We start from the raw sequence: 21715 nt of genomic DNA, 5'->3' as shown, positions 1-21715 counted from the left end.
AGGGTGCGGGGCGGTTCTATCTTTGTGGGCATTTTTGCCACTCTTGCCTCATTCTTATGACCTTGTCTGTTACCCGCTTTGCCTGGTTGGCAGTTGCGGCGCTGCCCCTGGTGGCTGGCTGCTCGAAAACTGAAGAGAAAGTTGCTCCGGCTAACCTCATCACCCAGAACGACTTCGAGAACCTCTACGGCTGGGTGTCGGCCACTCCGTCGCTGACTACTGAAAAAGCGCACTCGGGCCGCTACTCCGTGAAGGTGAGCAAAGACGTGGAATACGGCATTTCCTACATCAGCCTGCTGGGCAAAGCCAGCGCCTCGCGCGTGCAGAAGCTGAACGTAAGCGGCTGGGTAATGACGGCTGACCCCAAATCCACGGCCTCCATTGTGGTGCAGGTGATGAACCCGGCTCAGGGCAATCAGCAGGTTTTCTGGGACAACATTGACCTGAAGAAGGAAGTAACCAAGGCCAACGAGTGGACGGAGGTGAAGAAGGAATTCACCCTGCCCGCCAACGTAGAGGCCGGCCACGAGCTGCGCGTGTACATGTGGCGCAGCGGCTCCGACCAGCCTACGTACCTCGACGACCTGACCATCACCAAAGGTGAATAAGCTCGCACTGAGCCTGTTGCTGCTCCCGGGGCTGGCCGCCTGCTCGGCCGGCCCCGGTGAGGGCCAATGGGTGGGCGACTACGTGACGCGCTCCGACTTCGAGTCGGTGGTGGGCTGGGGCGGCGACGCGGCCAGCCTGACCAAAGAGCGGGCTCACTCCGGCATGTACGCCGTGAAGGTGGATGCCGGCCGCGAATACGGCCAGACCTATGACGTGGCCGTGGGCCAGGCCGCCGTGCACCCGCTGAAAGGGTTGGAGCTGAATGCCTGGGCCCTGCTGATGGGCCCTCAGTCCACGGGCTCAGTGGTGCTGCAGATTGTGGATACTTCCAACAGCGGCTTCCGGGTGGTGCATACCGAACAGCTTAACCTGGCCGACCAGATCAAAGACTATAAGGAGTGGAAGCCGGTGAGCCAGCGGTTCACGCTGCCCCCCGACCTCAAGCCTGAGTACCGGCTGCGCATCTACCTCTGGCGCAACACCGCCTCCGAGCCGGTGTACCTGGACGACCTGAGCGTGAAGGCGCTGGAGTAGAACAGGTATAGCCGTGAATGGAATATTCTGCTAGCCTGCCATTCCGGGCATGTGACGCATCAAGCCAAGGGCCGAGGAGACTTGCGGGCTGATGTTAGGTGATTAACCAATAGCTCGTTATGCCTCGGGCAATTCGGAATGACGGACTACCGCGTCAACTAGAAACCAGCAACTAGCAACCAGAAACCCTCCCCGTGGCCGAATTTCTATCTTCTTTCTGGCCGCGTGAGCGGCGCATCTGGTGGCAGCTGGGCGCGGTACTGGCTTTCTGGCTGCAGGTGCGGCTGTTCACCGATCTGCGCGGACACTACGGCCCGTTCTGGAGCCCATTGTGGTTTTACCTGGCCTCGGTGCTGCTATGTGCCTGTGCCGTAATGGCCCAGCTGAACCGGCCGCTGCAACCCGCTGCTCCGCTGGAAGGCCGGCGGCTGCTGGGTTCCTGGGCGGCGGCCATTTTGGGCGGCGTGGCCGTGCTGTACGCTCAGGCCCCGGTTATTCAGGGAAACCCCATTGATGTACGCGCCTCCGACATTATTCCGATTCTGCAGAACTACGTGGAGCGGTTCCGGAGCGGCGAGGTGGTATACCGCTACCTCACCAACCTGCCGTACCCGCTGTTCCCGAACCACCTGCCCCTGCAGTGGCTGCCCTACGTGGTGGCCGATAAATTGGGCCTGGACTACCGCTGGTGGGCGCTGGGCATCCTGCTGCTGATTGGCTTTGGGGCCTATCTGGCTTTTCTGAACACCCAGCGGCTGCGGCTGGTGGCATTTGCTGTGGCCGCTATTTTACCCTGGCTGGTGCTGCGCCGCATGATTACGGCCGACTACTGGCTGTTCGCGCATACCGTGGAGCCGACCATTATTGCATACTACTGCCTGCTGGCGGCCTCCATCTTCTCCCGCTCAGCGCTGGTGCAGGCGGCCGCGCTGGTGCTATGCCTGTTGTCGCGTTATTCGGTGGTGTTCTGGGTGCCGCTGTTTTTGTGGCTGCTGTGGCGGGAGCGGGGGCGCTGGCACGCCGTGGCGGTGGCCGGGCTAACCGTGCTGGGCGTTGTGCTGCTGTACGTGGTGCCGTTTCTGTCGAAGGACTGGACCATTTTTACCCACGCCCTGAGCGAGTATAAAATTGCTACCCTGGGCGAGTGGAGCCGCGCCGACAGCCCCGAGGGCCGGCCGCCGCACCTGTTCAGCGGGCTGGGATTTGCCTCCTACTTCTATACCTACCTGGGCGGCGACCTGCCGAACCGCATCGGGTGGCTGCAGAAGGCCCACGTGGTGGCCTCGGTGGGGGCCGTGGCCCTGAGCGCCGGGGCCTATTGGCTGCTGCGCCGTCGCCTCGATTACCGGGTGCTGGCGCTGGCCTCGCTGGGGTTCTACCTGAGCACGTTCTACGCCTTCATCCAGATTCCTTACGCCTATCTGACTTCGCTCACGCTCTTCATCTCGGTGTTTGTGCTGGCGGTGGCCTGGCGCTCTGGGGCTGACTCAGCGGAGCGTACTGCGGTGCGGGCGCAGGTGGAGTAGCGGCGTATTTTTCTGGTATCCTACGTTTTACACGAGTTATGCATCTGAATAAATTGACTGGCCTGTGGGCTGCCCTGGGCCTGCTGGCCCTGAGTGCCTGTACCTCCGCGCCCGAAAACGCCGCCCCCGATGCCCGGTACTTCACTACCAACGATTTTGAATCGGTGGTGGGCTGGGAAACCGAAGGGCTGAGCATTACGGATGAGCATGCCCACTCCGGCCGCCTGGCCGTGCGCGTGAACAAGGACCGGGAATACGGCCATACCTACGACCGGGCTCTGAGCCAGCTCAGCCCGCGGGCCATTCCGGCCATTGAGGCTGAAGGGTGGGTGTATCTGGCCGGGCCGGGCTCCACGGGGGCATTGGTGGTGCAGGTGGTGCAGGGCAGCGGGGCCGATTTCAAGGTGCTCTACTCGCAGCAGCTCAACCTCACCGACCGGGTAAAAGACTACGGCTCCTGGCAGCAGGTGCAGTGGAAGGCCCCGCTCACGGCCAATCTGCCGGCCGATGCGCACCTGCGCTTCTTCCTGTGGCGCAACAACGCCACCGAGCCGCTCTACCTCGACGACATCCGGCTGCGCATTGCCGAATAGGCTCCGGTCAAGGTTACTTCTGATATCCTACTATCTGACTACATGCAGCAGGTCGATTCCCTTCCGCTTTCCGAGCCGACGCCCCGCCGCTGGTACTCCCTCGTAACACTGCTGATTCTGGCAGTGCTGATGGTGCAGGCCCGACTGCTGGCACCGTACTGGGACACGCGCAACGTGCAGGCCATCCTGACCTGGGATGCCATGGGCTACTACCTGTACCTGCCCGCCAAGTTCATCTACCATGATTTGCGCTACCTGCGCTTCGTGCCGGATATCATGCGTGAGTATGGCCCGTCGAGCAGCTTTTACCAGGCGTTTGCGGCCCCCGGCCTCACGGATGGCACCCTGGTGATGAAATATCCCATAGGGGTAGCCGTGCTGGAATTTCCGTTTTTCTGGCTGGGCCACTGGGCAGCCGGGCTGCTGGGCTACCCGCAGGATGGCTTTTCGGCGCCGTATCAGGTGGCTATTGCCTTTGGGGGTATTGCGTATGGCGTGCTGGGTCTGGTAGTACTGCGGAAGGTGCTCCGAAGCTTTTTTTCGGATGCGGTAACGGCCGTTACGCTGGTGCTGGTAGTGCTGGGTACCAACTACTTCCAGTACGCGGTGTTCGATGCGGCCATGTCGCACACCTACGGGTTCACGCTGTATGCCCTGCTGCTGTGGTGCACGGTGCGCTGGCACCAGCGGCCGGCCCTGGGCTGGGCAGCGGGTATCGGGCTGGCGCTGGGGCTGCTGGTGTTGTCCCGGCCGTCGGAGGCGGTGGCGGTACTGCTGCCGCTGCTGTGGGGCATCGATTCGGGCGCGGCTCTGCGGGCAAAAGGGCAGCTGCTGCTGCGCCGCTGGCCCGATGTGCTGCTGCTGGCCGCCTGTGGAGCCGTGGCGGTGCTGCCGCAGCTGCTGTACTGGCACGCCATGACGGGCTCCTTTATTGTGTACAGCTACCAGGAACAGGGTTTTTCCTTCCTGCATCCGCACCTGCGCGAAGTACTCATCAGCTTCAAGAAGGGCTGGCTGGTGTACACGCCGCTTATGCTGCTTCTGCCACTGGGGCTGGCAGTCCTGCTCTGGCAAAACCGCAAGGTGAGCCTGGCCGTGCTGGTGTACGGAATAGCCACGCTGTGGGTGGTTTCGGCCTGGGACATTTGGTGGTACGGCGGCAGCTTCGGGCAGCGGGCCATGGTGTCGTCGTACGCGGCCCTGAGCCTGCCGCTGGCGGCCTTGGTGGCTTGGTTCTGGGCACCCGGCTGGCGGCGCGTGGCGGGCCTGTGGGTGCTGCTGCCGCTGCTGGTGGGCTTCATCGACCTGAATCTGTTTCAGCACTGGCAGTACATGTACGGCATCATTCACCCCGAGGAAATGACCCGGCCCTACTACGAAGCCGTGTTCAGCAAAGCCCGCCTCACCCAGGACGACTACGCGCTGCTCGATGTGCCCACCCGCATCCGGCAGGTAACCACGCACTTCAGCCGCCGCACGCTGGGCGTCCTCGATTTTGAGGGGCAGCCCGTAACCACCGAAACCGGCATCAGCAACGAGCGGGGCAGTAGCAGCGGGCAGTCGGCGCGCATTGGGGGCGGCAAGCAGTTCAGTCCGCCGCTGGTGCTGGGCGTGGGCGCGGCTGGCCTGGAGCCCGGCAGCTGGGTCCGCGCCTCCGGCCAGGTGTATTCCGATTGGGGAGCCTGGAACGACCAGCTGGTGCTGGCAGTGGAGCGGCAGGGCAAATCGGTGCAGTACCACGCCGTGCGCCTGCAAAACAACGGCTGCGTCAACAAGGCCTGGAACGACATCTGGTTCGACGTGCCCCTGGCTGCCGATGTGCAGCCCACCGACGAGCTGCGGGTGTATGGCCTCAGCAACAACGGTTCCGTGGCCTTCATCGACAACCTGCGCCTGGAGCTGCTCACCCCCCAGACTACCGCTGCCGTCGGACATTAGGTGTCAGCTGCCGGTTGCCAGTTGCTGGTAAAGAGCTTCTGATAACCGGCAGCTGACAACGTGCAGCCAGCACCAAACGCCTACAGATTTCCCGTCCGGCCGCCGTCTACGGGAATGTTGATGCCGGTGATGTAGGCGGCGGCCTCAGAGGCCAGAAATGCCACGGCCGCCGCTACTTCCGAGGCCTGCCCGAAACGGTGAGCCGGAATGAGCTTGAGCATAGCGGCTTCCACCTGCTCGGTAGTCTGGCCGGTCTGCTCGGTTTTCTTTTCAATCAGCGACGTGTGCCGCTGCGTGATGGTGGCACCGGGTAGCACGTTATTCACGGTAATGCCGTCGGCGGCCAGCTCATTGGCCAGGGTTTTGGCCCAGTTGGCCACTGCCGCCCGAATGGTGTTGCTGACGCCCAGCCCCGGCAGCGGCTGCTTCACCGAGGTGCTGATGATATTGATGATGCGGCCCCGCCCCCGGCTACGCATACCCGGTGTCACGGCCTGCGCCAGCAGGTGGTTGCACACCAGATGCTGCTCAAACGCCGCCCGGAACGCCTCCACCGGCGCATCCAGAATAGGCCCGCCGGCCGGGCCGCCGGTATTGTTCACCAGCACATCGAAACCCGCGGGGTGCGCGCTTAAGTAGTTGTGTACCGCCTGCCGCAATATCTCAGGCTGGCTGAAGTCGGCCACAATAAAGTCGTGGTGCTGGCCGGCGGGCGTGGGGAGGGCAGCAGCGGCTTCGCGCAGGGATGCTTCGTTGCGGGCCAGTAGGGTAACGGTAGCACCTCGCCGGGCCAGCTCCTCGGCTACGGCCCGGCCAATGCCCTGCGTACTGCCGCCCACCAGGGCGCGTTGGGAAAGAAAATCCATTTGCAGAAATGGTTGGATGGGTGAATAGGTATGCAGTAACCGCAAAGTACGCGGGAACCGGTAAGGCCGCTGCCTGTCTGCGCCAGGAAATCAGGCAAACGCCTACATTCGCATCCTGCACCGCGTCACTCATCCCGCAATTCAACCATTCACGCTATGTCCGTCGCCCGTCCGTTCAATTTTCAGCAGTGGATTGATGAACACCGCCATCTGCTTAAGCCGCCCGTCGGCAATCAGCAGGTATTTAAGGATAACAAGGACTTCATTGTGATGGTGGTGGGCGGCCCTAACACCCGCAAAGACTACCACGTGGACGAAGGGGAGGAGCTGTTCCTGCAGATTGAGGGCGACATTGTGGTTAAGATTATTGAAGACGGCAAGCCCGTAGATATCGAAATCAAGCAGGGGAGCATGTTTCTGCTACCGGGTGGGGTGCCCCACTCGCCGCGCCGGCCGGCCGGTACCATTGGGCTGGTGCTGGAGCGGTACCGCACGCCGGGTGAGCTGGATGGCTTTCAGTGGTACTGCGAAAACTGCGGCAACAAGCTGCACGAGGAGTTTACCGAAATTACCGACATCGTGGCGCAGCTGCCACCTATTATGAACCGCTTCTGGGCTTCCGACGACCTGCGCACCTGCAAGGTCTGCGGCACCTACATGGAGGCCCCGGCGCCGGTTACGCCGACTTCCTGAACAATGCTAGTACTGACTGCGTGAAATCCATTATTGTTTTCTTCTTTACTGCATTACTGCTCATTCTGGCCACTTTCAACGATAAACGCTGGAAGCCGCTGGAAGTATTTGACAGTGACGCGGGCGGCTACTACGTGTACCTGCCCTCCGTGCTGCTCTACCAGGATGCCGGTCGGGCCGATTCATTGCTGCGCATTGAGCAGGTGTACCGGCCCGGTCCTCAGCCGTATATGGGCCTGCTGAAGCTGCCCAACGGTAACACGATTTCCAAGTACCCGCTGGGCGTGGCCCTGGCCGAGCTGCCCTGGTTTGCGGGTGCCCATACCTGGGCCCGCCTGCGCGGCCTGCCCGCCGATGGATTTTCCAGGCCCTACCAGCAGGCCATTATGCTGGCCGGCCTCTTTCATGGATTGCTGGGGCTGTGGCTGTTACGCCGGCTGTTGCAGCGGTATTTCCCGCAGAATGATGCCGTAGTAGCGTGGGCGCTGGCCTGTATCGGGCTGGGCACCAACTGGTTTATGTACGCCAGTTACGAAAGCCCCATGGCCCATAGTCTGCTGTTTTTGTGGCACGTGGGGCTGGTGTGGGCCACGGGGGCTTGGTACGAAACCCGCAATATCCGGTGGGCGGCCGTGCTGGGGCTGCTGCTGGGGCTGGCCATGCTAGCCCGGCCCACGGAGGCACTGTATGCGCTGGTGCCGGTCGGGTGGGGTATAGCTACCAAGGGCGGACTACTGGGCTGGCTGAAATGGCTGCTGGCCCGGCCCCGGCAGGTGCTGCTGGCCGGTGCCTTGGTGCTGGCCGTGGTAGTGTGGCAGCCAGTGTTCTGGCACGCGGTAAGCGGGCACTGGTGGCTGGATACCTACCAGGGCGAAGGATTCGACTTTCTGCACCCGCACCTGCTGGACGGGCTGTTCAGCTTTAAGAAGGGCTGGCTGCTGTACACGCCCCTGGCTGGTGTAGCGCTGCTGGGCCTGCTGGTGCTGCCGCCGCGGCTGCGGGGCGTGGGCGGCGCGGTGCTGCTGACGCTGCCCGTGGTACTGTACGTTACGTTCAGCTGGCGGGAGTGGTGGTACGGGGGCAGCTTTGGCTGCCGGCCGCTTATTAGCCTGTATCCGCTGCTGGCCTTGTGTGTGGCCGCGCTGGCGGCCGCCGCGGCGAGCTGGCAGCAGCCGGCCCGCGTGGCAGTGCGCACAGTATTGGTGCTGGGCATTGTCCTGAATCTGTGGCAGACCTACCAGTATGCGGCCGGCGTTATTCACTGGGATAGTATGACGGCCGACCGGTACCGCCGGGGCTTCTTTATCGGCTCCATGAAAAAGCTTCCGGCCGACCTGCGCATGCCCTAAAACTGACAGGCCTTCGGGGCTGGGAGAGGCCGGCCATACCGCCCGACTTGGAGAGGTGCGCCGGGCTGCCGTTATTGCAGTCCTTATGATTCGTATGCAACAAGTGCGTCAGTGGCTGGCTCAGGGTTCTCATACCAGCTACGTGTGGCTTTGTGTGAGCATTATTACGCTGGCTTTTCTGCTCAAAGATGAGAAGTGGAACAGCAACCGGGTATTTACCAGCGACCCGGCCGGCTATTATATGTATCTGCCTTCCGGGCTGTTGCTGGATGACCTGGGCGACGGCAGCTGGACTAGCGCCGCCCGCCGCGAGTATCGGCCCAACGTAGACCCCCAGTGGGAGTTTGTACCGCTGCCCAACGGCCGCAAGGTGTTCAAGTTTCCGATGGGTATGGCCGTGGCCTACTCGCCGTTCTTCTTCACGGCTAACGTGGCGTACAAGCTGGAGGGCCGCCCGGTTACCAACGGCTACGAGCGGGCCTACCAGTACCTGATATCGGTAGGCTGCATGCTGTACGTGCTGCTGGGGCTATGGCTGCTGGGCAAGGAGCTGCGCCGCTATTTCGATGACCACGTGGCCGCGTTTACGCTGCTCATCATCGGGCTGGGAACCAACCTGCTCACGTATGCCACCTCTGAAGGGCTGATGGCGCACGGCACCCTGTTTATGCTGAACGTGCTGCTGCTGCGCGCCACCCGGCGGTGGTATGAGCGGCCCTCAGCGGCAGTGGCGGCGGGCCTGGGCCTGCTGGGCGGGCTGATGCTGCTGATCCGCCCCTCCGAGCTGATGCTGCTGGCGGGGGTACCGGTGCTGTGGGGACTGACTAGCTGGGCAGCCCTGCAGGAGCGGCTGCGCTTCTGGCAGCAGCACTGGCTGCAGTGCCTGCTCATTGCCGGGCTGGCGCTGCTGGTGGGCGGCATGCAGTTTGTGTTCTGGCGCGTGGTGGGTCTGCAGTGGCTGGTTCCCTTCTATCCCGGCGAAACCTTCCATTTCGACGACCCCCATATTCTGCTGGGCTTTTTCAGTTTCCGCAAAGGCTGGCTGATTTACTCGCCGCTGTTTGTGCTCAGCTTCGTGGGTATTCTGTGGGTGCGGCGCTGGGCCCCCAAAGCCCTGCCGCTGCTGCTGGTGCTGGTGCCCGTGTACACCTACGTGACGTTCTGCTGGCACCAGTGGGAGTACGGCGGCAGCTACGGGGGCCGCCCCATGATTAGCCTATACCCCATTCTGGCCTTTGGTATGGCCGCCTTCTGGCAACGGTGGCTGGGCCGCGAGGCGCGGCTGGGCTGGCGGCCGGCTCCGCTGGTGCTGCTGGCCGGCTGCCTCGTGGTGGTGGGCCTGATTCAGAATTACCAGTACACCATCGGCCTCATCAACTGCTGCGAAATGGACTGGGAAACTTACCGCAAATACTTCCTGCTGCTGCAGTGGCCCTCCTGAGCCGCTGACCGCTCTGTTGCCCTGGTTTCTACCTCTGCCCACCCATGCTCACCCTCGATATTCACACGCACATCCTGCCCGAGCGGTGGCCCGATTTGCGGGAGCGGTACGGCTACGGCGGTTTCATTCGGCTGGACCACCACAAGCCCTGCTGCGCCCGCATGATGCAGGACGACCGGTTTTTCCGGGAGGTGCAGGATAACTGCTGGGACCCGGAGGTGCGCATGCGCGAGTACGACCAGTTTGGAGCGCAGGTGCAGGTGCTGAGCACCGTGCCCGTCATGTTCAGCTACTGGGCCAAACCCCTGGATACGCTGGATCTGAGCAAGTTGCTCAACGACCACATTGCCAGTGTGGTGCACCGCTACCCCACGCGCTTCGTGGGCCTGGGTACGCTGCCCATGCAGGCGCCGGATCTGGCCGTGCAGGAGCTGGAGCGCTGCCGCCGCATCGGGCTGGCGGGCATTCAGATTGGCTCCCACATCAACGACTGGAACCTGAGTGAGCCGGCCCTGTTTCCGGTGTTTCAGGCCGCCGAGGAGCTGGGCATGTGCGTGTTTGTGCACCCCTGGGATATGATGGGCCAGCAGCAGATGCCCCAATACTGGCTGCCCTGGCTGGTAGGCATGCCCGCCGAAAGCAGCCGGGCGTTGTGCAGCCTCATTTTTGGGGGCGTGCTGGAGCGGCTGCCGCGCCTGCGGGTGGCCGTGGCCCACGGCGGCGGCTCCTTCGCCAGTACCATTGGCCGCATCGAGCACGGCTGGCAGGTGCGCCCCGACCTGTGCGCCGTGGATAACCCCCATAACCCCCGCGAGTACCTGGGCCGCTTCTGGGTAGATTCGCTGGTGCACGACCCGCTGATGCTGGAGTACCTGCTTAAAACCCTGGGTCCCGATAAAATTACGCTGGGTACCGATTACCCGTTTCCGCTGGGGGAACTGGAACCCGGCCAGCTGATCCGGTCCATGCCCTGGGCCGAGGAGGTAAAAGCCCGCATGCTGGGCCAGAATGCGCTGGACTGGCTGGGCTTGTCGGCGGAGTTGTTTACGTAAGTGGTATGGTGTCACGTTTTTGGCTATAGTTTTGGTGTTTCTATTTCGTCGTCGTTGTTCGGCGCTGCTGATGCGGAGCGTGAGCCTGCTGACCGGGTTGCTGCTGCTGGCTGGCTGCACTTCCTATCCCGATAACAGCTGCGTGCTGCTGCAGTCTGACTTCGAGCAGTTTGAAGGCTGGATGCACCCGTTGCCGCCGTTTTTGAGCACTGAGCAGGCGCACTCCGGACACTACTCATACCGGGTAGTGGAAGGCACCGATTTCGGGAGCAAGTTTCAGCAGCCCTTGGGTGTCAGCTGTGCTTTTGTGCCGCGCAAGCTGCTCCTGAGCGGGTGGGTGTACCTGCCCAGCGGCCGGATCGGGTCCACCAAGCTGGTAGTGGAAATCAACTGCCAGGGCCGCCGCAAAAACGTGTGGGAGTGCCTGGAAGTGCAGGAGGTAGTGAAGCGCTACGGCAAGTGGGAGTACGTGCAGAAAATCATCCGCCTGCCCGCCGACCTGGAGTCCACCGACATTCTGCAGCTGTACGTGTGGCACGTGGAAGCCGGCGACCCTACCTGGTTCGATGACCTTCGGCTGGAAGGCTGGCGCTAACGCCGGCTGTGTTTTTCTGTTTTCCTACTTCCGCCTCATGCCCGCTTCTCCGGCCTTGTTACCTTCTTCTTCCCGACCCTGGTACCAGAACGCCGCTGGTGTAGTGCTGCTGCATCTGCTGTTGCTGGCCGCCCTCACGTCGGCCCTGTATGCTTTCGGCATTATCCGCTATCTGCCCGCTGAGGATACACTCATGCGCTGGGACGTGCTTTGGTACGACCAGATTCGGCAGGGCGGGTATCAGTATTCGGCTGATAACCTGAGCAATTCTGCCTTCTTTCCGCTGTTTCCGTATTTCTGGCGCGTAACGGGGCTGGGGCTGCTGGGCATGGGGCTGCTGAACGCAAGTATTTTTCTGGTGGCGGCGGCCTGGCTGGCGCACCGGCTGCAGGTACCCTTCCGGCTGCAGCTGCTGTGGCTGTCCACCCCCTCGTTTTTATTTATGATAGTGCCGTACACCGAGGCGCTGTTTTTCGCCTTTGCGGCGCTGGTAGTGGTGGGCGTGCAGCGGCGGCAGCTCCTCTGGTGGATTCTGGGGTTGCTGGGCTGCGGCCTTAGCCGCTCGGCCAGTACCATGTTTACGCCGGCGCTGCTGTTTATGGTGCTGCTATGGGCCACCCAGCCCGGCCAGTTGCGTCGGGCGTTGGTCTGGGGTGCTACGGGGCTGCTTACGCTGGCGCTTACGGTGGGCGTGGTGGCCTTTATCCAGTGGAAGCAGGTGGGTGAGCCCTTCGCCTTTGCACTGGCCCAAAAGCACTGGGGGCACTTTCTGCAGTGGCCCCGTTTGTACTTCAACGACCCCTCCGGCACCAACGTGCTGTGGCTGGATGCCACGGCCCTGTGGTGGGGAGTGGCCGCCATTGGCACCTGCTGCTGGCTGGCGTGGCGGTGGCTGCAGCATGTGCGCAGGCGGCAGCTGTTTCCGGCCATTCCCCCCGAGGTGGTGTTTTCTTTGGGCTACTGCGTGTGCGTGTGCCTGTTTATGCTGTCGCACCAGGGCGGCAGCATGTGGAACTTCGGCCGCTACGTGCTGGCTACGCCCTTCTTTCTGGTGGTGCTGAACTACGTTGCCGCGCAACCGGCCTGGCCCCGGCGCTACTACGCGCTGCTGCTGGCCGGTACCCTGCTGCTGTGGCAGGTGTTTGGCATCTACACGCAGGGCTTCGATAGTTTTACTACCCCGCAGGCCGTCTGGTATTTCGGGCTGGTGACGGCCTACCTGGCGGTGTACGTGGCGTGGCGGCAGCTCCGCTGGCAGCGCGAGGCCACCATGCTGCTGTACGTATTCAACCTGGTAGTGATGCTGCACCTGCTGGATGGCTGGCTGCAGTTTTACGTGGTTCAGTAGAGCGGTGAGATGGTGGAATGGTGAGTCTGAGTTGCACTTGCGCTAATCCGCTCCGACAGAACATGGAACTCACCATTTCACTATTCCCACTTCCCCGCTGGTATCTTTGTCCCGATGACCTTCGAACCCACCCTCGATTTTGCCCGCCGCCTTGATGCTCAGGACCCCCTGCGCGAGTTTCGCCAGCATTTCCTGATTCCGCCCGCTCCCAACGGTAGCCGTGACAGCCTGTATTTCTGCGGCAACTCTTTGGGCCTGCAGCCCCGCACCGCCCGCGCCGCTGTGGAGCGGCAGATGCAGAACTGGCAGGAGCTGGCCGTGGAAGGGCATTTCAAGGGCGAAACGCCCTGGATGCACTTTCATCAGCGGCTGCAGGATGCTTCTGCCCAGGTAGTAGGAGCAAAGCCTGTGGAAGTGGTGGTGATGAACAACCTCACCACCAACCTGCACCTGCTGCTGGTATCATTCTATCAGCCCACTGCTACCCGCTACAAAGTGCTGATGGAGGGCGGTGCTTTCCCCTCTGACCAGTACGCCCTGGAAACCCAGGTGCGCATGCGCGGTCTGGAGCCCGACGACGCCATTGTGGAGCTCACGCCCCGCCCCGGCGAGCACACGCTGCGCACCGAGGACATTCTGGCCAAGATTGCCGAACTGGGTGATTCGCTCTGCACCATCATTATGGGCGGTATCAACTATTACACCGGGCAGGTGTATGATATGGCCGCTATTACTAAGGCGGGCCACGCCGTGGGGGCCATGGTGGGGTTTGATCTGGCGCACGCCGCCGGTAACATTCCGCTGCAGTTGCACGACTGGGACGTGGATTTTGCCTGCTGGTGCTCCTACAAATACCTGAACTCGGGCCCCGGCGGCGTATCGGGGGTGTTCGTGCACGAGCGGTTTGCCGACCAACCCGACCTGCTGCGCCTAGCCGGCTGGTGGGGCTACGATGAGCAGGAACGCTTTAAGATGCGCAAAGGCTTCCGGCCCATGCGCGGGGCCGCCGGCTGGCAGCTCTCCAATTCTGCTATTCTGACGATGGCCGTGCACGAAGCTGCCCTAGCCGAGCATATGGCCGCCGGTGGCATGCCGGCCCTGCGCCGCAAGAGTGAGCAGCTCACGGGGTATCTGGAGTTCCTCATCAACCGGCTGGAGTTGCCCAAATCGCGCCTCGAAATCATCACGCCGGCTGACCCGGCCCAGCGAGGCTGCCAACTGTCGCTGCTGGTTCACCAGAACGGCCGCGACCTGTTCGACCACCTGATGGAAGCCGGGGTAATTGGCGACTGGCGGGAGCCGAATGTGATTCGGCTGGCCCCGGTGCCGCTCTACAACACCTTCGAGGATGTGTTCCACGTGGGGGAGGTGCTGGCCGAATGGGCCGCCCGGCAGTAGGCAGTATAAAATCCGGGCTTAGGAAGTTTTTCGCCGGTATTGATTGTTTCTTCGTACACCTTCCGGCCCCGGCCGCTTTCCTTTCTGATCCTTCTTTTTTTGTACGATAATGGCTGAAGACTACGCGGCTAAAATGGGCCGTAAAACCGAAGCCGAGCTGCGCGACTATGTCCACAACCGGTACCAATACCGGGAAGAGGCCGTACTGGCTGCCCTCGATGAGCTGGCCTTACGGGGAATTCCCGAGCCGGCTGCGGCTGCCCTGGTAGCGGAGCTGCAGGTAAGCAAGCAGGAAACGGACCGCCGGGAGCTGGCAGAGCGGGAGCTGGAAGCTGAGAAGGAGCAGGCCCGCCGCGTAGCCCGGGGCGAGGCCAGCCCTGAAACGCAGGAAAAAACGGGTCCGGCGCTGTATTCACCGGGTACTATTACCATTTTTTCGGTGCTGTTCAGCATGGTGGCCGGGGGAATTCTGCTGGCTCTCAACCTGCGGGCTCTGCGCCGCACGGGGGCGGCCCTGCTGGTAGTGGCCTTCATGATTGGCTATCTGGTGGCTACCCATTTCGCGCTGAACTGGCTGCAGCAGACCTATGGTAATCAGTACGTGTGGCTGGGTTCCGTATTCAACATTGTGGCTATTGTAGTCTACAACCTGGTATTCTGGCCGCGCTTCATTGGTCAGCGGGCGTACCAGAGCCGGTCGTGGGGCGGGGCTTTGCTGATATGCGGGCTCATCACAATGGTGTATTTGATTCTGGCCATGCGCTTTGGGGTGCCCTCCATGTAGTTCTGCCGCTGCTCCACGATGCCTCTGTCATTACTCCCGCTACCGGCCGCCGAGTTGCGTTTTGATGCGCATTTCCTGTCTCCGGCCGAAGCGGACAAGTTGCTGGTAACACTTACAGCCGAGGTTCCGTGGCGGCAGGACCCCATCCGGCTGTTCGGGAAGCAAGTGCCGCAGCCCCGGCTCACGGCCTGGTACGGCGACGCCGGAGCGGCTTATTCTTACTCCGGGCTGCAGCTGGAGCCACTGCCGTGGCTGCCCGAGCTGCAGCAGTTGCGGCGGCAGGTGGAGCAGACCACCGGTACCCGGTTCAATAGCGTGCTGCTCAATCTGTACCGCTCCGGGCAGGACAGCATGGGCTACCACGCCGACGATGAGCCGGAGCTGGGCCCGGAGCCGATTATTGCGTCCGTCACGCTGGGTGCTACCCGTAGTTTCCGCCTCAAGCCCCGACCGGCAGCTTTTCCCGCTTCGGCTCCACTGCCCGAGGCCGTCAGTCTGCCGCTTACATCCGGCAGCTTGCTGGTAATGAGCGGTTCCACCCAACGCAACTGGCTGCACGCGCTGCCCAAAACGGCCCGCCCCGTAGGTCCCCGTCTTAACCTCACCTTTCGGCTGGTTTCGCCCAAATACTAAACGGCAACTACGCCAACAAAAAGCCCCCGCTACTCAACCGTAGCGGGGGCTTTTCATACAATCTAAGCACTAAGCACTAAGCACTAAGCACTAAGCACTAAGCACTACAGGTCAAACCGCAGACCCAGGTAGCCCAGGCGGCCAATCTGGGGTCCGCCGAATACCTGCACGTTGTTGGTGTTGAAGGCATTGGTGACTCCGGCCTGAAACGTCGACTTCAGCTTCGGCACGTTGTAGCCCACGTAGGCGTCAGCGGTGCTGTAGTCTTGAATGGTACCGGTGGCGAAGGGCATTTCCTGCAAATGGCCCTGTACCCAGCGGTAGTTTACCGTGTAGCTGAAGTTGCCGGCCTGGCCGTTGGCGCCTACGTTGTACTTGTGTTTGGGCGTGTTGAAGAACGTTTGGAAGCCGGCCGGCAGATTGCTGCGGTCCAGCACGTTCAGCGAGTAGTTGCCCGTGAGGTTCAGAGCGCGGCGGAAGTAATAGGTCAGGCCGGCTGTTACGCCTTGAGTCCGTACTTCCTGGTTGTTGTTGTAGTAGGCGTACAGTACGCGGGTGGGCTTGCTTTGGTCCGAGTAAGCGGTAGAGTAGCCGGCGGCAAGTTGCTGGGGCGTCGGGCGGCTGCCATCAGTGTTGCCCACAAACGTCTGGGCCCCAATGAAGTCCTGGTACTGGCTGCGGTAGTAGCTCACATCGGCGTACACGTTGGGCAGTACAGCGCCTTTATAGCCAATTTCAGCCGTGTTTACCCGTTCCAGTTTTAGCGGCGCAATGGTGTACTCGTAGGGTTGCAGCACCGCTGGGTTGGTCTGAGCCGCGGCCAGCAGCTGCGGCGAGTTGAACAGACTCAGATTGTAGCCCTGGAAGCCGTTGCTTATGTTGCCAATGAGCACGCCCGTCCGGATATCATTGTAGAAGTACTGCTCCGTCTGGGATGGGGAGCGGAACGCCCGGCCGTAGCTTGCCCGGAAGTTGTGCTGCTTGTTCTCACCCACCGAGTATACTGCCGAAGCCCGGGGTGAAAACGCGGCTTTGAAGTTCTTGAACTCATCTACCCGGCCGGCAAAGGCCAGCTTCAGCCGTTCGTCCAGCAGCGTTTGGGTGAGCTGCCCGTAGGCTCCGTATTCGTGGTTTTTGATGCGCTGACCCTCTCGGTCGGAAAACAGCAGGCCGTTCGAGCCCAGCCGGTACTGCCGGTAAGCCGCGCCCACTGTCAGGTTGGTGCCGTGGTCCGTCAGCTGGAAGCTACGCTGCCCGCTGATGTCGTGCAGAAACGAGTTGAAGTACTGCTGTGCTCCCCGGCCCGGCTGTTGGTCGCCGATAATGGCGGTCCGCAGGGTGGCAAAGCGCGGGGCGCTGGTGGACAGCTGCACTTGGTTAGCGGCTGTTTGGGCGGCGGCCAGCGCGGCATCCATCGGCAGGCCGCTGCGGCGTGCCTGGCTGTATGCGGCGTTGTAGGTGCCGTAAAACTGCTGGGCATAGCTCACTGAACCTCCTTCGGTGAGGGGCGAATTCTGAATAAGGGTGCCCAGCTGGTTTAGCTCGTAGGAGTTACCCGTAAAGTCCTCGGTGGTGTAGAGGCGCAGGAAACCTTTGCTGCTTTTCAGCTCAGCGCGGTATTGGTTGGTACCCAGGCCCTTCACCCGGAAACGGCTGATGTTCTGGTAGGTAGCGGTGCCTTCGGCATGCTTGGCTTCTACGGTCAGCTTCAGGTCGTCGCGTAGCAGATACGATACCGCCCCCTGGAGTCGGTACGATGTGGTACGGTTGTCGTCCGCCACCAGCTCAGCCTCCGAAAAGCCGGGCAGATAGGCCGTTTTACCGTACAGTTCCGGGTTGGTGCCGCCCGGCAGCTGCTGCAGCTGGTTGAACGTGTAGCCATTGTCGCCGTAGCGGTTGACGGCGTTGTAGCCCAGCGCAGAGCCTTGTGGGTTGGCCGAGCTTTGGGTAGCGGCCATATCGTTGGCAATCCAGTCGTTGGCCCGGAAGGCACTGGCGTTGATTTTGATGGCCAGTTTCTCCGTCAGCTTTTTGGCGTAGCGCAACTGCCCGTCCAGCAGGTCGCGCTGGCCCCCACGCAGCCGCACGCTCAGTCCTTCATACACAAACGGATCCTTGGAGTTGAACAGGATAACCCCGCTCAGGGCATTGGAGCCATACAGGGCCGAGGCCGGACCGTGGATAATCTCAATGCTTTCCATATCCAGCTCCGGAATGCCTACCAGGTTGCCGGGGCTCAGGTTCAGGGAAGGCAGGGCCGTATCCATGTAGTCCACCAACTGAATTACCCGCTCCGATTTGGCCGTGTTGAAGCCTCGCGTGCTCACGCTGGTAAACAGCATGGAGGCCGAGCTGACATCCAGACCCTTGAGCTGGCCCAGGCCACTGAGAATTTCCGGGTTCGGGATTTTCTCAATCTGCTGCGCCGATACTTTCTCGATGGTTACTGGAGCCCGCAGAATGTTCTCCTCCACCCGCGACGCCGATACTACGGTTTCATTCAGCAGGGTGGCGCTGGGGCTGAGGCCTATGTTGATAGCCAGTTCCGGGGCCTCCAGCTTGATTTCGCGGGTATCGTAGCCTACGTAAGAAAAAACCAGCGTCACCGGGCCATTTTCAAAGCTGGCATCCAGCCGGAAGTTGCCTTGCTGGTCGGTGCTGGTACCCACAAAGGTTCCTTTGATGAATACGGTGGCACCCGGCAACGGCTTGCCTTCATCATTTAGAACGGTACCTGCCAGGGAGCGTTCAGCTTCGTTGGGTGCCGAGGGGGCCAAAAGGACGGCCATAGGGCCCGACAGTAGGGGAGCGGCTGTTGCTGGCTGAGGGTGTAGAGCGGTGGCAATAAGAGCAGCCGAGTAAATAGGGTTCATGCAGTTGTGAAAACAGATCGGGTATAAAGGGGTGGCAAAACTATCCTGCCTTCTGCTCCTGAACGGTTGCTTTTCGCTGAACCTGGAATAAATGTGGGTGAGTGCTGTCTATAATTGGGTCAAAATAATATCTAGTATTCTCAATATTGGATAATTTTCTCTTTATGGGACAGGCAAGTGGAAAATAATAGTGCCTTCCTCCATTGCGGAGGAAGGCACCATATGGGGTCGGTAACGTGCTGGAAATCCTACTTCACATCCAATTGCAAACCCACGTATACGAGGCGACCAATCTGCGGACCGCCGTATACCTGAATGTTGTTGGCATCGAACAGGTTCGAGGCACCGGCCTGCAGCGTAGCTCCCAGCTTCGCGAAGTTATAGCCCAGGTAAGCATCCGTGGAGCTATAGTCTGAAAGCTGACCTACGGCGAAGGGCAGGCCGTACTCGTGGCCCTGCGCCCAACGGTAGTTAATGGCGTAGCCCAGGTGGTTGATGACCGTGCCGTTGGCGCCTACGTTGTATTTGTGTTTCGGCGTGTTGAAGTACGTCTGAAACTCGGCATTCTGCACGTCGCTGCGGTCCTGAATGTTCAGGGAGTAGTTGGCCGCAATGTTCAGGAACGGGGCAAATGCGTACGTCAGGCCCACGGCAGCACCCTGGGTGCGTACTTCCTGGTTAGCATTGGTCCACACCTGCACTACCCGGCCGTTGGCTGGAGTGGCTGGGCGGCTACCATCGGCATTACCGATAAAGCGCTGCGCCCCGATGAAGTCGTTGTAGTAGTTGCGGTAGTAGTTTACATCCACAGCCACTTTCTCACTCAGCGCGCCCTTGTAGCCGATTTCGTAGCTGCTCAGGCGTTCCAGTTTCAGAGCAGCAATATCAATGGCCTGGCCGGTGATGAGGCTGTAGCCCTGGTAGCCGTTATCTACGTTGCCCAGCAATAGTACCTGGCCCAGATCCAGCTTGATGTACTGGTCCAGTTGCGTGGGGGAACGGAAGGCGCGGCCGTAGCTGGCGCGGAAGTTATGCTGCCGTTTGTCGCCGGCCGAGTACACCACCGAGGCACGGGGCGAGAAGGCGGCCTTGAAGTTCTTGAAGGCATCCAGGCGGCCGGCCAGGGCCAGCTTCAGACGCTCATCCAGGAATTTTGTGGTCAGCTGGGCGTAGCCACCCATTTCGTGGTTCTGAATCCGGCCGTTTTCGTCGGAGAACAGGTTCCCATTGGAGCCCAGACGGAACTTCCGGTAGGCGGCACCCACAATCAGGTCGGCCGATTCAGCCAGCTTGAAGTTGTACTGGGCATTGCCTTCGTTCAGCAGGGAGCTGGGGTTCAGGCGGGCACCACGGCCCGGCGTAGCATCGTTGATGATGGAGCTGCGCAGGTTGCGGAACGTGGCGCTGTTGGGGTCCAGCTGGATTTTCGTGGCGGCATTCTGGGCCGCAATCTGGGCCTGCGCATCTGTCTGGCCAGCCTGGCGGGCGCCGCCGTACGTGGTCAAGTAGGTATTGAAATACTGCTGGGCATACGTGGTGCCACTACCGGTGCTGATGGGCGAGTTCTGCAGGAAGAGGCCCAGGAAGTTCAGGTCATAGGAGTTCTGGCCGTAGTCCTGGATGGACTGACCGCGCAGAAACCACCGCGCCCCTTTGATTTCGCCGTGGTACTGGTTGGTGCCGAAATCCTTGAAACGGTAGCGGCTGGAGCTCTGGTAGCTGGCCGTGCCCCGGTTGTAGTTGGCACCCACCGTCAGCTTAATGGAGTTGGTGAGCAGGTAAGAAACCGAAGGGTGAATTTTCAGCGACTTGGCTTTGTCGTCGTCGGCCACCAGGGTTTTCTCATCAAAACCGGGCATGAACAGGGTTTTGCCCCGCAGGTCGGCAAACGGGTAGGTGGCAGGCACCGTGTAGGGTACCTCACCGTAGCGGTTCACGGCATCGTAACCCAGCGTTGAGCCCTGGGCATTGTTGCGGCGCTCCACCTGCGTGCTGGTAGCCGAGTAGTTCTGGCCCAGCCAGTCGTTGGCCGTCAGGTAAGCTCCCGTAATCTTGAAGGCGAACTTTTCACCGATTTTCTGGGCGTAGCGCAATTGGCCGTCGAAGAAGTTCCGCTCCCCGCCGCGCACGCGCAGCGTTACACCCTCACTCACGAAGGCATCTTTGGAGTTCTGCAGCAGCACACCGTTGAAGGCGTTGGCACCGTACAGAGCCGAGGCCGGACCATGGATAATTTCAATGCTCTCAATGTCCAGCTCGGGCAGACCCGTCAGGTTGCCGGTGTTCACGTTCAAGCTCGGCGACTGGGTATCGAAATAGTCCGTCAGCTGAATCAGGCGCTCCGATTTGGCCGAGTTGAAGCCGCGCGTGCTCAGCGAGTTCATGATCATGCTGGAGCTGTTCACGTCGATGCCCTTGAACTGGTTCAGGCCCACCTGCACATCGGGCGGGGGCAGGCGCAGCACCTGCTGCGAGGTAATCTTCTCTACCGTTACCGGTGCCTGCAGAATGCCTTCCTCCACGCGCGAAGCCGAGGCAATTACCTCGTTGGTCTGCGTCGGGTTGATTTTCAACTGCACCTTCACCGTGTTGTCGGGCTGGCTGAGCGTCACGTCGCGGCTCTCATAGCCCACAAACGATACCGACAGAGTAACCGGACCTTCGCTAAAGTCGGCCCGCAGGCTGAATTTGCCGTCCCGGTCGGTGCTGGTCCCAATGAATGTGCCCCGGATAAAAATGGTGGCACCCGGCATCGGCTCACCGGTATCCGTCTGGACCTGGCCGGCAATTGCCCCTAATTCCTGCGCCATACTCACGGCCGTCTGGCAGATGAGCAGCAGGAAGAGGAATAGAAAACGGTAGTGTTTTCTCATACTGTGAAAATTCTAAAAAATGGGTAAAGCCCGTTGCTTTCAGGAAACGGGATGCAAATATATCGTATGTATGCCGAATAAACTACTTTTAAGCAGTTGACAGTCATGAATTTGAATGGTGTTGTCAGTTGTATTTATTCGGGACAACAGGTATACGCGCGGCTTCAGGAGCCGGGGCCCGACGCCACGTGTTTAGTAGCGGATATCCTCTGGGCCATACAACAGAGGGCAGCTTTCATCCCCTAACACATAGTGTCCGATCTGTAAAACAGTTTTTGGATCTGCTGCTGCATCAGCAGCCCGGCCCGCGCCGGTAAAGCGAGGGAAGTGCCGCAGATTGGACGAAGCCGGGAAGCTGGTCAGGCGGACGCGGCGGACGGCCCGGCGCTGATGGCGGTTGCAGCGGCGCGTAAAAGCAATAACTGGATAAGCAGAAACAAGGGACATGGGGGTAGAGTATTAGATCAACAGAATCATTTAATAGTTCAAAGCTATGGACTTGCGAATTGAGTGAAAATGAGTTCCGGCTAATAGCGCCTGCCAGCCTGTTCAACAGGCTGTTTTACTCGATCAAAAGATGCCGGCAGAATCATTTACATTCGCCGTTCTG

The 21715-nt window shown here is 60.9% G+C and carries 18 protein-coding genes; 14 read left to right on the top strand and 4 right to left on the bottom strand.

The features are described 5' to 3' along the window. The first annotated feature begins 56 nt into the window (after positions 1-56). The 5 genes from EI291_RS08885 to EI291_RS08865 all read left to right on the top strand — a co-directional run bounded on the left by EI291_RS08885 (position 57) and on the right by EI291_RS08865 (position 5200). On the top strand, positions 57-608 hold the full coding sequence (locus EI291_RS08885; RefSeq protein ID WP_125419448.1) for a carbohydrate binding domain-containing protein: 552 nt from the start codon (positions 57-59) through the stop codon (positions 606-608). Then, a complete protein-coding gene (locus EI291_RS08880) occupies positions 601-1143 on the top strand; it encodes a carbohydrate binding domain-containing protein (protein WP_125419447.1) in 543 nt (180 codons plus the stop codon). Before EI291_RS08885 ends, EI291_RS08880 begins: the two co-directional genes overlap by 8 nt. Positions 1144-1337: 194 nt before the next feature. Continuing rightward, positions 1338-2669 carry a hypothetical protein gene (locus tag EI291_RS08875; RefSeq protein WP_125419446.1) on the top strand — a complete coding sequence of 444 codons (1332 nt, stop codon included), beginning with the start codon at positions 1338-1340 and terminating at the stop codon, positions 2667-2669. Between the two features lie 38 nt (positions 2670-2707). Continuing rightward, a complete protein-coding gene (locus EI291_RS08870) occupies positions 2708-3262 on the top strand; it encodes a hypothetical protein (protein ID WP_125419445.1) in 555 nt (184 codons plus the stop codon). A 42-nt stretch (positions 3263-3304) separates the two neighbouring features. Beyond that, positions 3305-5200: a glycosyltransferase family protein gene (locus tag EI291_RS08865; protein WP_125419444.1), complete on the top strand. Its 1896-nt coding sequence runs from the start codon at positions 3305-3307 to the stop codon at positions 5198-5200. A gap of 80 nt (positions 5201-5280) precedes the next feature. On the opposite strand, the gene EI291_RS08860 is transcribed toward EI291_RS08865, so the two are convergent. Further along, entirely contained in the window at positions 5281-6072 is a 792-nt protein-coding gene (locus EI291_RS08860; protein WP_125419505.1) for an SDR family oxidoreductase, read from the bottom strand. Positions 6073-6222: 150 nt separating this feature from the next. On the opposite strand from EI291_RS08860, the gene EI291_RS08855 reads away from it, so the two are divergent. From EI291_RS08855 to EI291_RS08815, 9 genes are all read left to right on the top strand, one after another. Beyond that, positions 6223-6759, top strand: a complete 537-nt coding sequence (locus EI291_RS08855; RefSeq protein ID WP_125419443.1) for a 3-hydroxyanthranilate 3,4-dioxygenase — start codon at positions 6223-6225, stop codon at positions 6757-6759. A 20-nt stretch (positions 6760-6779) separates the two neighbouring features. Then, a complete protein-coding gene (locus EI291_RS08850) occupies positions 6780-8108 on the top strand; it encodes a hypothetical protein (RefSeq protein ID WP_125419442.1) in 1329 nt (442 codons plus the stop codon). 85 nt (positions 8109-8193) lie between these two features. Beyond that, positions 8194-9549: a hypothetical protein gene (locus EI291_RS08845; RefSeq protein ID WP_125419441.1), complete on the top strand. Its 1356-nt coding sequence runs from the start codon at positions 8194-8196 to the stop codon at positions 9547-9549. A 44-nt stretch (positions 9550-9593) separates the two neighbouring features. After that, positions 9594-10601, top strand: coding sequence for an amidohydrolase family protein (locus EI291_RS08840; protein ID WP_125419440.1), 1008 nt, complete (start codon positions 9594-9596; stop codon positions 10599-10601). A 31-nt stretch (positions 10602-10632) separates the two neighbouring features. After that, a complete protein-coding gene (locus tag EI291_RS08835) occupies positions 10633-11196 on the top strand; it encodes a hypothetical protein (protein WP_125419439.1) in 564 nt (187 codons plus the stop codon). Positions 11197-11233: 37 nt separating this feature from the next. Beyond that, positions 11234-12544, top strand: a complete 1311-nt coding sequence (locus EI291_RS08830; protein ID WP_125419438.1) for a hypothetical protein — start codon at positions 11234-11236, stop codon at positions 12542-12544. 114 nt (positions 12545-12658) lie between these two features. Beyond that, on the top strand, positions 12659-13942 hold the full coding sequence (gene kynU / locus EI291_RS08825; RefSeq protein ID WP_125419437.1) for a kynureninase: 1284 nt from the start codon (positions 12659-12661) through the stop codon (positions 13940-13942). Between the two features lie 109 nt (positions 13943-14051). Beyond that, on the top strand, positions 14052-14726 hold the full coding sequence (locus EI291_RS08820; protein WP_125419436.1) for a hypothetical protein: 675 nt from the start codon (positions 14052-14054) through the stop codon (positions 14724-14726). Positions 14727-14744: 18 nt separating this feature from the next. Beyond that, on the top strand, positions 14745-15359 hold the full coding sequence (locus EI291_RS08815) for an alpha-ketoglutarate-dependent dioxygenase AlkB family protein (RefSeq protein ID WP_125419435.1): 615 nt from the start codon (positions 14745-14747) through the stop codon (positions 15357-15359). A 104-nt stretch (positions 15360-15463) separates the two neighbouring features. On the opposite strand, the gene EI291_RS08810 is transcribed toward EI291_RS08815, so the two are convergent. From EI291_RS08810 to EI291_RS08800, 3 genes are all read right to left on the bottom strand, one after another. Continuing rightward, positions 15464-18148, bottom strand: coding sequence for a TonB-dependent receptor (locus EI291_RS08810; protein ID WP_170172572.1), 2685 nt, complete (start codon positions 18146-18148; stop codon positions 15464-15466). Between the two features lie 332 nt (positions 18149-18480). Beyond that, a complete protein-coding gene (locus EI291_RS08805) occupies positions 18481-21105 on the bottom strand; it encodes a TonB-dependent receptor (RefSeq protein WP_125419433.1) in 2625 nt (874 codons plus the stop codon). A gap of 192 nt (positions 21106-21297) precedes the next feature. Continuing rightward, a complete protein-coding gene (locus tag EI291_RS08800) occupies positions 21298-21552 on the bottom strand; it encodes a hypothetical protein (protein WP_125419432.1) in 255 nt (84 codons plus the stop codon). Positions 21553-21715: the final 163 nt, after the last annotated feature.

Source organism: Hymenobacter rigui (assembly GCF_003944715.1).
Taxonomy (GTDB): domain Bacteria; phylum Bacteroidota; class Bacteroidia; order Cytophagales; family Hymenobacteraceae; genus Hymenobacter; species Hymenobacter rigui.
Note: the sequence above shows the minus strand (reverse complement) of the source record. Positions and strands in the feature narration are given on the sequence as shown.